Origin of the sequence: Streptomyces sp. CA-249302 (assembly GCF_050936785.1) — a bacterium.
Taxonomy (GTDB): Bacteria; Actinomycetota; Actinomycetes; order Streptomycetales; family Streptomycetaceae; genus Streptomyces.
The window spans coordinates 7,900,529-7,912,500 of record NZ_JBNJMG010000001.1; the positions used below are offsets into that span (position 1 = coordinate 7,900,529).

The window sequence follows — 11,972 nt, forward strand, 5'->3', positions numbered from 1 at the left end:
AGGTGAGCACGGGGACTTCGACAGGTTTCTGCCGAATCACCATCGCAGCGCCGGACAGCCGAGTCGATGTCGCGCTGCCCGAGGACCTTCCGATCCAGGACCTCTTCCCTGAGATCATCCGGCTCTCGGGCCTCGTCCAGTCCGACACCAGTCTCTCCGGATACCACCTGGTGACCCGCGAGGGCCAGGTCCTCGACGCGAGCCGCTCGCTGCTCGAACACCGGGTCAGGGACGGCGAGGTGCTGCTGCTGCGCACCTTCGCCGACTCGCTGCCGCCGGCCGTGCACGACGACGTCGTGGACGCGATCGCCGCCGCGGTCAAACAGGACATTCGCAGCTGGAACGACAATCTGATGCGCGTGGCCGGCCTGGTCGCCGGTTCGCTGCTGCTCGTCATGCTCGGCTTCGTGTTCTGGTTCGCCGACCCGATCCGCCACGACATGCACGGACTCCAGGGCATCCTGGCCGGCATCACCGCGCTCGCCCTGACCGCCCTCGCCGGCATCCGCGCGCGGGTGTACGACGACCGGGCCTCGGCCGTGGCACTGGGCATCTCGGCGCTGCCGCACGCGCTCATCGCGGGCTCCGGTGTCATTCCGCAGGACGCGCACGAGGGGCCGGGCCGGATCCAGTTCCTGGTCGGCTGTGTCGCCGTACTCATCTTCTCCGTCGTACTGATCATGCTGCTGCCGCAGGGCGACGCCCCGTTCGTGGCCGCCGCGCTGGCCTCCGCGATCGGCACCCTCGCCGTGTTCTGCGGGGTCCTCACCGACGCGGCGCCGCGCGAGATCGCCGCCGGCACCGCCGTCGTCGCCCTGGCGGTCGTCGGCTTCCTGCCCGGCTGGTCCGCCCGCTTCGCCAAGCTGCCGATCGGCTTCCGCAACCCCGAGGAGCTGGCCCGCGCCCGTCGTGACGGTCAGGAGGGCGACCTCGAGGCCGTCGACGTCCAGCGGATCGTCGCCCAGACCAGCCGCGGCCACGAGCTGCTGCTCGGCCTGGTCGGCGGCTGCGCCGCGGTCGTCGTCGGCGCCGGCGGCGCGGTGCTGGGCTTCAGCGACAGCGGCTGGGCCCAGCTGCTCGCCCTGTGCACCGGCCTCGCCGCGATGCTGCGGGCCCGCCTCTTCCGCTACACCGCGCAGGTCACCTGCCTGTTCGTGGCCGGCGTCGTCACCCTCGCGCTGCTGGTCCTCGGCCTCGCGATCTCGCCGCCGGCCTCCGTCATCATGGACCTGCTCCAGGGCAACTCCGGCCCGGTCGACGTACGCACCCTGTGGCTCGGCGCCTCGGTCGGCGCCGGCGTCCTGCTCCTGATCGCGATCGCCCTGATCGTCCCCCAGAAGGGCCTCTCCCCGTTCTGGGGCCGCATGCTCGACCTCGCGGACTCCCTGGTCCTGCTCTCCCTGGTGCCGGTCTGCCTCGCCGTCCTCGACGTCTACGGCAAGGTCCGGGGCGGGGTCTAGGCCTGGTACTCTGTGTGACGGCCGTTTGTGTACACACCCAGACGGGCCCTGCCTCCCGAGTAACGGAAGCTCCCCCGAGACACAGACCGGGGGCACTCGGAGGCCACTTACAGACTACGAGGAGCAAGCGTGTCGCTCGACGCCGCTACGAAGAAGCAGATCATCAGCGAGTTCGGCCAGAAGGAGGGCGACACCGGCTCCCCCGAGGTCCAGGTCGCCATGCTCTCCCGTCGGATCTCCGACCTGACCGAGCACCTCAAGACCCACAAGCACGACCACCACTCCCGTCGTGGTCTGCTGATCCTGGTCGGTCAGCGTCGCCGCCTGCTGCAGTACCTGGCCAAGAAGGACATCCAGCGCTTCCGTGCGCTGGTCGACCGCCTGGGCATCCGCCGCGGTGCGGCGGGCGCGAAGTAAGACGCATGAAGGGGAGCGGTTCCCGAAACGATCGGGGGCCGCTCCCTTTGCGTACGTGCGGAAACGTGCGCAGTGTCACACCCGCTTTGTAGTGTGGTAGCACAACGCAGTATCACGAGGAGAAGTGCACCTCGCCGCCGCCGGTCCTCGGTAGTGGCCCCCGGGCGATGCGAACCCCGGGTGCTTCGATCGAAGACCGGCCCGCACCAGACGGAGCGCTTCTCCGCGTACGTCCCCCCGCCACACGGGCGGATCGGGACAAAAGACGAAATGTAGACGAAAGTAACGGAGAAAACGCTAGTGGAGAACGAGACCCACTACGCCGAGGCCGTCATTGACAACGGCTCCTTCGGCACCCGCACCATCCGCTTCGAGACGGGCCGCCTGGCCAAGCAGGCCGCCGGCTCCGCCGTGGCGTACCTGGACGACGACACCATGGTGCTGTCGGCCACCACCGCCTCCAAGAACCCCAAGGACCAGCTCGACTTCTTCCCCCTGACGGTGGACGTCGAGGAGCGGATGTACGCCGCCGGCAAGATCCCCGGCAGCTTCTTCCGCCGTGAGGGCCGCCCCTCCGAGGACGCGATCCTCACCTGCCGCCTCATCGACCGCCCGCTGCGCCCGTCCTTCAAGAAGGGCCTGCGCAACGAGATCCAGGTCGTCGCCACGATCATGGCGCTCAACCCCGACCACCTGTACGACGTCGTGGCGATCAACGCCGCCTCCGCGTCCACCCAGCTGGCCGGTCTGCCCTTCTCCGGCCCGATCGGCGGCGTCCGCGTCGCGCTGATCAACGGCCAGTGGGTCGCCTTCCCGACGCACACCGAGCTCGAGGACGCCGTCTTCGACATGGTCGTCGCCGGTCGCGTCCTGGAGGACGGCGACGTCGCGATCATGATGGTCGAGGCCGAGGCCACCGACAAGACCATCCAGCTGGTCAAGGGCGGCGCCGAGGCGCCGACCGAGGAGGTCGTCGCCGCCGGTCTGGACGCCGCGAAGCCCTTCATCAAGGTGCTCTGCAAGGCCCAGGCCGACCTCGCCTCGAAGGCCGCCAAGCCGACCGGCGAGTTCCCGATCTTCCTCGACTACCAGGACGACGTCCTGGAGGCGCTCACCGCCGCCGTCCGCCCGGAGCTCGCCTCCGCGCTGACCATCGCCGGCAAGCAGGAGCGCGAGTCCGAGCTGGACCGCGTCAAGGCGCTCGCCGCCGAGAAGCTCCTGCCGGAGTTCGAGGGCCGCGAGAAGGAGATCTCCGCCGCGTACCGCTCGCTGACCAAGACCCTGGTCCGTGAGCGTGTCATCAAGGAGAAGAAGCGCATCGACGGCCGTGGCGTGACGGACATCCGTACGCTCGCCGCCGAGGTCGAGGCCATCCCGCGCGTGCACGGCTCCGCGGTGTTCGAGCGTGGCGAGACCCAGATCCTGGGCGTCACCACCCTGAACATGCTCCGTATGGAGCAGCAGCTGGACACCCTCTCCCCGGTGACCCGCAAGCGCTACATGCACAACTACAACTTCCCGCCGTACTCCACCGGCGAGACCGGCCGCGTCGGCTCCCCGAAGCGCCGCGAGATCGGCCACGGCGCCCTCGCCGAGCGCGCCCTCGTCCCGGTCCTGCCGACGCGCGAGGAGTTCCCCTACGCGATCCGCCAGGTCTCCGAGGCGCTGAGCTCGAACGGCTCGACGTCCATGGGCTCGGTCTGCGCCTCCACCATGTCGCTGCTGAACGCCGGTGTGCCGCTGAAGGCCCCCGTCGCCGGTATCGCCATGGGCCTCATCTCCCAGGAGATCGAGGGCGAGACGCACTACGTCACCCTCACCGACATCCTCGGTGCGGAGGACGCCTTCGGTGACATGGACTTCAAGGTCGCCGGCACCAAGGAGTTCGTGACCGCGCTCCAGCTGGACACCAAGCTGGACGGCATCCCGGCCTCGGTCCTGGGCGCCGCCCTGAAGCAGGCCCGTGACGCCCGCCTCCACATCCTCGACGTGATGATGGAAGCGATCGACACGCCGGACGAGATGTCCCCGAACGCCCCGCGGATCATCACCGTCAAGATCCCCGTGGACAAGATCGGTGAGGTCATCGGCCCCAAGGGCAAGATGATCAACCAGATCCAGGAGGACACCGGCGCCGAGATCACGATCGAGGACGACGGCACCATCTACATCGGTGCCGCCGACGGCCCGGCCGCCGAGGCCGCCCGCGCCACGATCAACGGCATCGCCAACCCGACCATGCCGGAGGTCGGCGAGCGCTACCTGGGTACGGTCGTCAAGACCACCACCTTCGGTGCGTTCGTGTCGCTGCTCCCGGGCAAGGACGGTCTGCTGCACATCTCGCAGATCCGCAAGCTCGCCGGCGGCAAGCGCGTGGAGAACGTCGAGGACGTCCTCGGCGTGGGCCAGAAGGTCCAGGTCGAGATCGCCGAGATCGACTCCCGCGGCAAGCTCTCCCTGATCCCGGTGATCGAGGGCGAAGAAGGCTCCGAGACCGCATCCGACAGCGGCTCCGCCGCGGGCAAGAAGGACGACACCGACAAGTGACGTCGAGCAGCTCCACGGCGACGGCCCGCACCTCTTCGGAGGCGCGGGCCGTTGCCCGTACCCAAACCCTGATCAAGGGCGAGAACGGCATCGGCACGGTCCGCAAGACCACCCTCCCGGGCGGCCTGCGCATCGTCACCGAGACCCTCCCCTCGGTCCGCTCCGCCACGTTCGGCATCTGGGCGCACGTGGGCTCCCGCGACGAGACGCCGTCCCTGAACGGCGCCACGCACTACCTGGAGCACCTCCTCTTCAAGGGCACGACCAGGCGCAGCGCCCTGGACATCTCCTCGGCGATCGACGCGGTCGGCGGCGAGATGAACGCGTTCACGGCCAAGGAGTACACGTGCTACTACGCGCGCGTGCTCGACACCGACCTGCCGCTCGCCATGGACGTCGTCTGCGACATGCTGACGGGCTCGCTCATCCTCGAGGACGACGTCAACGTCGAGCGCGGCGCCATCCTCGAAGAGATCGCCATGACCGAGGACGACCCGGGCGACTGCGTGCACGACCTGTTCGCGCACACCATGTTCGGCGACAACCCCCTCGGCCGCCCGGTCCTCGGCACGGTCGACACGGTCAACGCCCTGACCGCCGACCGCATCCGCCGCTTCTACAAGAAGCACTACGACCCGACGCACCTCGTGGTCGCGGCCGCGGGCAACATCGACCACAACAAGGTCGTACGACAGGTCCGCGCGGCCTTCGAGAAGGCGGGCGCCCTCAAGAAGTCCGACGCCGAGCCCATCGCCCCGCGCGACGGCAGGCGCGCACTGCGCACCGCGGGCCGCGTGGAGCTCCTCGGCCGCAAGACCGAGCAGGCGCACGTCGTCCTCGGCATGCCCGGCCTGGCCCGCACCGACGACCGCCGCTGGGCGCTCGGGGTGCTGAACACGGCCCTCGGGGGCGGCATGTCCTCCCGCCTGTTCCAGGAGGTCCGGGAGAAGCGCGGCCTGGCCTACAGCGTGTACTCGTACACCTCCGGCTTCGCCGACTGCGGCCTCTTCGGCGTGTACGCCGGCTGCCGGCCCTCGCAGGTCCACGACGTCCTGAAGATCTGCCGTGACGAACTCGACCACGTGGCCCGGCACGGCCTGTCCGACGACGAGATCGCCCGCGCCATCGGCCAGTTGCGCGGCTCCACCGTCCTCGGCCTGGAGGACACCGGTGCGCTGATGAACCGTATCGGCAAGAGCGAGCTGTGCTGGGGCGAGCAGATGTCGGTCGACGACATGCTGGCCCGGATAGCCTCGGTCACCCCGGACGAAGTCCGCTCGGTCGCCCACGACATCCTGGGACAGCGGCCCTCGCTGTCGGTCATCGGCCCGCTCAAGGACAAGCAGGCCTCCCGGCTGCACGAGGCCGTCGCCTGACCCTGTCCGTCTTCGGTAAGCGTCTTTAAGGAAGCAAGAGATGAGCAAGCTGCGCGTGGCGGTCCTCGGTGCCAAGGGCCGGATCGGCTCCGAGGCGGTGCGGGCCGTGGAGGCCGCCGAGGACATGGAGCTGGTCGCCGCCCTCGGCCGGGGCGACAAGCTGGAGAGCCTCGCCGAGACCGGCGCCCAGGTCGCGGTCGAACTGACCACGCCCGACTCGGTGATGGCCAACCTCGACTACTGCGTCGGCCACGGCATCCATGCCGTCGTCGGTACGACGGGCTGGACCGACGAGCGCCTCGCGCAGCTGAACGACTGGCTGGCCAGGTCCCCGGAGACCGGCGTGCTCATCGCGCCCAACTTCTCCATCGGGGCCGTCCTGAACATGAAGTTCGCGCAGATCGCCGCCCCCTACTTCGAGTCGGTGGAGGTCGTCGAACTGCACCACCCGAAGAAGGTCGACGCCCCGAGCGGTACGGCCACCCGCACGGCCCAGCTCATCGCCGCGGCCCGGGCCGCGGCGGGTACCGCGGAGGCGCCGGACGCCACCGAGACGGCCCTGGACGGCGCGCGGGGCGCGGACGTCGACGGCATCCCCGTCCACTCCGTCCGGCTGCGCGGTCTGCTGGCCCATCAGGAGGTCCTGCTGGGCGGTGAGGGCGAGACGCTCACCATCCGCCACGACTCGCTCCACCACAGCAGCTTCATGCCGGGCATCCTGCTCGGCGCGCGCCGCGTGGTGACCACCCCGGGCCTCACCTTCGGCCTGGAACACTTCCTGGACCTGGGCTGACACCACCATGCGAGCCAAGCTGACCTACGCCATAACCGCCGCCGTCCTGGTCTTCTACTTCGTCCTGGTCGGCAGCCGCGGCGTCATGCTCATCCAGTCCGGCACGATCGTCACCGTCACCTTCGGGGTGGCGGTGCTGATCCTGCCGGTCATCGGCCTGTGGTTCCTGTGGAAGAACACCCAGTTCGTCCGCCGGGCCAACGCCCTCGCCGCCGCGCTGGACGCCGAAGGCGGGCTCCCCGTCGACGAGTTGAAGCGCACGCCGGGCGGCCGCATCGACCGCGACTCGGCCGACGAGGTCTTCGCCAGGCGCAAGGCCGAGACGGAGGCGGCCCCCGACGACTGGCGCAGCTGGTTCCGCCTGGCCGTCGCCTACCACGATGCCCGCGACACCCCACGGGCCCGGAAGGCGATGCAGCGGGCGATCGCCCTGCACCAGTCCGCTCGCTGAGACTTCCGTTCTCTGGGTCAGGCCCGCCGGTTCTCCGCGAACCACGCCTCGACCGTGTCCGCGGCCCGGTCGAACGACCCCGGCCGGGCAAGGAAGTCGGCGTTGTGCGTCGTCAGCAGCACCGGCGCGTCCTGTCCGCCACGGTCCTTGCGTACGAGGATCAGCGCCTGTCCCTGCACGGTCCGCGGCAGCCCGAGCCAGCGCACCGGCTGCTGCACCGTGCGCACGGCGACGATCTGCTCCCAGGACGTCGTGCGCGTCCCGAAGAAGCCGACGCGGCGCAGACCCCGCGCGCTCACCCAGACGCCGACGCGCAGCAAGCGCAGGGAGCACACGATCACGGCCAGCGCGATGCCGAGGATCGCGCCGGCCTCGGACATCGAGGCGGTGGCCGCGATGACGACCGCGGCGAACAGCACGAACGAGGCGAGCAGCAGGCACAACGCCGCCACGCCCACGCGCCACGGCCCGGGACGGTAGGGACGCCGCCAGCGGTCCCGGTCGTCGAAGGGCAGCGCGAGATCGTCGGCTGTCTCGATGGCCCGGTCGGCCGTCAGGAAGGGCAGGGGCACGGCTGGTCCTCACTCAATCCATGCGTGGGCTGTGCCCGGTGAGGCTATCCGCCCCTGTCCCGGCTCACCACCCTAGGGGGGCCGGATGGAGTCAGTGCCCCTGGGACGCCTGTGATTGCTGAGCCGGTGTGCCGGTGTCCGTGGAGAGCGCCGGCATCCCGAGGACCAGGGACCCGACGAGCCCGGCGACGATGGTCAGCCCGAGCAGCCAGCGCCCGGCCATCTGACCGGCGGACGCCCGCTCCCGGGTCGGCGGACCGACATTGCTGCGGAACCTGTCGGCTTCGGCGAGGAAGGCGAACGGAACTGGTTCGCGCCGACGGAACATGGGGGTGTGTCTCCTTCTGGATCAAGGTCTGGAACTGCGGGAGTCGAACGAGTGACTGTCATCTACACAGACGGTCGAGTGCCCCAATAGGTGCCCGGTTTCGCCGAATTCACAGAAATTCGCCGCCGTATGTCGCGACCCGGCACCGAACGCCCCGTTGTCAGTGCCGACCCGTAGAGTGGGCGCCGCCCGCCAGAAGTGATGGAAGGACCCGCCGAGCCGTGACCGACACCCCCGCCGACGACCTCAAGCCCAGCTTCCGCAGCGACGTAACCGTCGAGCTGGTCAAGCACAGCGCGGCCGACTCCGACGTGCTGTGGGCCGCCCGCGTCTCCACCGCCGGCGAGCAGTCCCTGGAGGAGCTTCAGAAGGACCCCGAGCGTTCCAAGGGCCTCATCAACTACCTGATGCGGGATCGCCACGGCAGCCCCTTCGAGCACAACTCGATGACCTTCTTCATCAGCGCCCCGATCTTCGTCTTCCGCGAGTTCATGCGACACCGCGTGGGCTGGTGCATCGCGGGAGACACGGAGATCACCCTGGAGAGCGAGGCCGGTCAGCTGCGGCGACGCACCATTGCCGAGCTCCACGAGCTCTGGCACCTGGGCGTCGAGGACCGTCTGCCGCACTCGGCCGGGGGCGTGACCTGGCACAGCCGGGCGGGCAAGTGGATGGCCCAGGTGCGGCGCGGCGACACCAACCACCACCTCGGGCTGTACGAGAACCGCGAGGCGGCCGAGTCCGCCGTCGCCGAGTTCCGGGAGCAGCATCCCAGCACCAGGCTCCGCAAGCTGGAATCGGTGCGTGGCAGCCATGTCCGTTGCTACGACGAGGAGACCCTGCTCGCCCAGCGGGCAGGCATCGTCGACGTGATCGAGTCGGGTGTGAAGCCGCTGATCAAGATCACGACCGGCTCGGGCAGGACTCTTCGCTGCACCGTCGACCACGCCGTGTTCACTCCCGAAGGCTGGTGCAAGGCGGGCGAACTGACGGTCGGCGACGCCGTGATGGTGGCGGACACGGCCCCCGGCCTGCCACAGGCGCCGGTCCCGCCGAGCCTGCGACGCGGTATCGGTGTGTGGACCGCGATGCAGCGCGAACGGCTGATCGAGGAGACCGACACCTGCCACCTCTGCGGGCACGACTTCGCCCGGGAGCAGCTCGCCCTGGACCACGTCGTCCCGGTGGCGGGCGACCTGACACAGGCGCTCGACGAGAAGAACCTCGCGCCCGCCTGCGAGCCCTGCCATGCCGTCAAGAGCGCGGGGGAGCAGGCACTGGCCCAGCGCGACGGCAAGGTGGCCAAGGCCGTACCGGACTCGATCGTCGCCATCGAGGCGGACGGCGAGGAGATGACGTACGACCTGTCCGTGGAAGGCCCCTGGCACAACTTCCTCGCGAACGGAATCGTCGTGCACAACTCGTACAACGAGGAGTCCGGCCGCTACCGCGAGCTCCAACCGGTCTTCTACGTGCCGGGGGAGGACCGCAAGCTCGTCCAGCAGGGCCGCCCGGGCAGGTACGAGTTCGTGCCGGGCAGCGATGCCCAGCAGGAGATCGTCGAGCGCTCGATGCAGGAGTCCTACGTCCAGGCGTACGAGCGCTACCAGGAGATGCTCGCCGCCGGCATCGCCCGCGAGGTCGCCCGTGCGGTCCTGCCCGTCGGTCTCTTCTCCTCGATGTACGCCACCTGCAACGCACGCTCGCTGATGCACTTCCTCGGCCTGCGCACCCAGCACGAGCTGGCGGCGGTGCCCTCCTTCCCGCAGCGGGAGATCGAGATGGTCGGCGAGAAGATGGAGGCGGAGTGGGCCAAGCTCATGCCGCTCACCTACGCGGCCTTCAATGCGAACGGCCGAGTGGCGCCGTAACGCACCCTCGTTCCCCGGCGGGGCACAGATGTACGGGTCAGCCTCGCGAGGTGTCCCAATTGCGGGCTTTGGCGAAGTTCATCTAGCCTGATCAAACGGACCCGGTACTGCTTGAACCCCCGAGCAGGCAGTACCGGGCTCCGCATTTGTCCGGACTTATCCCGCACCCCGAGGGCAGACCACGTAATGAGCACCGAGTAGCGTGGTACCCATGGCTCCGACCTCCACTCCGCAGACCCCCTTCGGGAGGGTCCTCACCGCCATGGTCACGCCGTTCACGGCGGACGGCGCACTCGACCTCGACGGCGCACAGCGGCTCGCCACCCACCTGGTGGACGCAGGCAACGACGGCCTGATCATCAACGGCACCACCGGTGAGTCCCCGACCACCAGCGACGCGGAGAAATCGGATCTCGTACGGGCGGTCCTGGAGGCGGTCGGCGACCGGGCCCACGTGGTCGCCGGAGTCGGCACCAACAACACCCACCACAGCATCGAGCTGGCCCGCGAGGCCCGGCGCGTCGGCGCCCACGGCCTCCTGGTCGTCACGCCGTACTACAACAAGCCCCCGCAGGAGGGCCTGTACCGGCACTTCACGGCCGTCGCCGACGCCGCCGAGCTGCCGGTCATGCTCTACGACATCCCCGGCCGCAGCGGCGTCCCGATCAACACCGAGACGCTGGTCCGGCTCGCCGAGCACCCGCGCATCGTCGCCAACAAGGACGCCAAGGGCGACCTCGGCCGCGCCAGCTGGGCGATCGCCCGCTCGGACCTCGCCTGGTACTCCGGCGACGACATGCTGAACCTGCCGTTGCTCTCCGTGGGCGCGGTCGGCTTCGTCTCGGTCGTCGGCCATGTGGTCACGCCCGACCTGCGCGCCCTCGTCGAGGCGTTCGTCTCGGGCGACGTACAGAAGGCGGCCGAGATCCACCAGAAGCTGCTCCCGGTCTACACGGGCATGTTCCGCACCCAGGGCGTCATGACCACCAAGGCCGCTCTCGCCCTCCAGGGCCTGCCCGCCGGACCGCTGCGCGCACCCATGGTCGAGTGCTCACCCGAAGAGATCGAGCAGCTCAAGATCGATCTTGCCGCGGGCGGGGTACAGCTCTAACACCAGACTTGGCACCACCAGGCTTCACAACTGAATAGGCAGGCCACCGGTGCCTGCATCCCACAATGACAACTGCTAAACGCACGAACGTCACGCGCGCCACGTGCCCACCGGTACGTGGCGTGCGTGGTGAGGAGAGTCTTTTGAGTCATCCGCATCCTGAACTCGGCTCGCCCCCGCCGCTCCCCGAAGGCGGCCTGCGGGTCACCCCGCTCGGCGGTCTCGGCGAGATCGGCCGGAACATGACGGTCTTCGAGTACGGCGGCCGTCTGCTGATCGTCGACTGCGGAGTGCTCTTCCCCGAGGAGGAGCAGCCCGGAATCGACCTGATCCTGCCCGACTTCTCGTCCATCCGGGACCGCCTCGACGACATCGAGGGCATCGTCCTGACGCATGGCCACGAGGACCACATCGGCGGCGTCCCCTTCCTTCTCCGGGAGAAGCCGGACATCCCGCTGATCGGCTCCAAGCTGACCCTCGCCCTGATCGAGGCCAAGCTCCAGGAGCACCGCATCCGCCCGTACACCCTCGAGGTGGCGGAGGGGAACCGCGAGCGGGTGGGCCCCTTCGACTGCGAGTTCGTCGCGGTCAACCACTCCATCCCGGACGCCCTTGCGGTGGCCATCCGCACGCCGGCCGGCATGGTCGTCCACACGGGCGACTTCAAGATGGACCAGCTCCCGCTGGACAACCGCCTCACGGACCTGCACGCGTTCGCGCGGCTGAGCGAGGAGGGCATCGACCTGCTCCTCGCCGACTCGACGAACGCCGAGGTCCCGGGTTTCGTCCCGCCCGAGCGCGAGATCTCGAACGTCCTTCGACAGGTGTTCGCCAGCGCCCGCAAGCGGATCATCGTGGCGAGCTTCGCCAGCCACGTGCACCGCATCCAGCAGATCCTGGACGCGGCCCACGAGTACGGCCGCCGGGTCGCCTTCGTCGGCCGCTCGATGGTCCGCAACATGGGCATCGCACGCGACCTGGGCTACCTCAAGGTCCCGCCGGGCCTGGTCGTCGACGTGAAGACGCTCGACGACCTCCCCGACAGC

At 69.4% G+C, this 11,972-nt stretch carries 10 protein-coding genes and 3 pseudogenes (1 of these 13 cut by a window edge); 11 read left to right on the forward strand and 2 right to left on the reverse strand.

From position 1 onward, the window contains the following. Nucleotides 1–2 precede the first annotated feature (2 nt). From eccD to ACQEWB_RS35950, 6 genes are all read left to right on the forward strand, one after another. The gene (gene eccD, locus ACQEWB_RS35925) at nucleotides 3–1,460 is read left to right on the forward strand and encodes a type VII secretion integral membrane protein EccD (RefSeq protein WP_432838558.1); all 1,458 of its coding nucleotides are present in this window, start codon (nucleotides 3–5) and stop codon (nucleotides 1,458–1,460) included. 129 nt (nucleotides 1,461–1,589) lie between these two features. Then, a complete protein-coding gene (rpsO, locus tag ACQEWB_RS35930) occupies nucleotides 1,590–1,877 on the forward strand; it encodes a 30S ribosomal protein S15 (RefSeq protein WP_037741887.1) in 288 nt (95 codons plus the stop codon). A 300-nt stretch (nucleotides 1,878–2,177) separates the two neighbouring features. Beyond that, nucleotides 2,178–4,424, forward strand: coding sequence for a polyribonucleotide nucleotidyltransferase (locus ACQEWB_RS35935; protein WP_432838561.1), 2,247 nt, complete (start codon nucleotides 2,178–2,180; stop codon nucleotides 4,422–4,424). Then, entirely contained in the window at nucleotides 4,421–5,800 is a 1,380-nt protein-coding gene (locus ACQEWB_RS35940) for a M16 family metallopeptidase (RefSeq protein WP_432838563.1), read from the forward strand. Before ACQEWB_RS35935 ends, ACQEWB_RS35940 begins: the two co-directional genes overlap by 4 nt. Nucleotides 5,801–5,840: 40 nt before the next feature. After that, nucleotides 5,841–6,593: a 4-hydroxy-tetrahydrodipicolinate reductase gene (dapB, locus tag ACQEWB_RS35945; protein WP_432838565.1), complete on the forward strand. Its 753-nt coding sequence runs from the start codon at nucleotides 5,841–5,843 to the stop codon at nucleotides 6,591–6,593. A 7-nt stretch (nucleotides 6,594–6,600) separates the two neighbouring features. After that, nucleotides 6,601–7,044 (forward strand): hypothetical protein, encoded by a 444-nt coding sequence (locus ACQEWB_RS35950; RefSeq protein ID WP_432838567.1) that lies wholly within the window; start codon nucleotides 6,601–6,603, stop codon nucleotides 7,042–7,044. A gap of 17 nt (nucleotides 7,045–7,061) precedes the next feature. On the opposite strand, the gene ACQEWB_RS35955 is transcribed toward ACQEWB_RS35950, so the two are convergent. Both ACQEWB_RS35955 and ACQEWB_RS35960 read right to left on the reverse strand, forming a co-directional pair. Further along, nucleotides 7,062–7,616, reverse strand: coding sequence for a PH domain-containing protein (locus ACQEWB_RS35955; RefSeq protein WP_432838569.1), 555 nt, complete (start codon nucleotides 7,614–7,616; stop codon nucleotides 7,062–7,064). 91 nt (nucleotides 7,617–7,707) lie between these two features. Then, the gene (locus tag ACQEWB_RS35960) at nucleotides 7,708–7,944 is read right to left on the reverse strand and encodes a hypothetical protein (protein ID WP_432838571.1); all 237 of its coding nucleotides are present in this window, start codon (nucleotides 7,942–7,944) and stop codon (nucleotides 7,708–7,710) included. A 221-nt stretch (nucleotides 7,945–8,165) separates the two neighbouring features. On the opposite strand from ACQEWB_RS35960, the pseudogene ACQEWB_RS35965 reads away from it, so the two are divergent. The 5 genes and pseudogenes from ACQEWB_RS35965 to ACQEWB_RS35985 all read left to right on the forward strand — a co-directional run. Continuing rightward, nucleotides 8,166–8,456, forward strand: a pseudogene (locus tag ACQEWB_RS35965) (FAD-dependent thymidylate synthase); the annotation flags it as partial. A 159-nt stretch (nucleotides 8,457–8,615) separates the two neighbouring features. Then, nucleotides 8,616–9,362 (forward strand): annotated as a pseudogene (locus ACQEWB_RS35970) (HNH endonuclease); the annotation flags it as partial. Between the two features lie 3 nt (nucleotides 9,363–9,365). Beyond that, nucleotides 9,366–9,815: pseudogene (gene thyX / locus ACQEWB_RS35975) on the forward strand (FAD-dependent thymidylate synthase); the annotation flags it as partial. Nucleotides 9,816–10,026: 211 nt separating this feature from the next. After that, complete coding sequence (gene dapA, locus ACQEWB_RS35980) at nucleotides 10,027–10,926, forward strand: 4-hydroxy-tetrahydrodipicolinate synthase (protein WP_432838573.1); 900 nt, start codon at nucleotides 10,027–10,029, stop codon at nucleotides 10,924–10,926. A 143-nt stretch (nucleotides 10,927–11,069) separates the two neighbouring features. Continuing rightward, nucleotides 11,070–11,972, forward strand: partial view of a ribonuclease J gene (locus ACQEWB_RS35985; protein ID WP_432838575.1) — the 5' portion only. It continues 783 nt past the right edge of the window; only the first 903 of its 1,686 coding nucleotides appear in the window; its start codon is at nucleotides 11,070–11,072; the stop codon falls past the right edge of the window.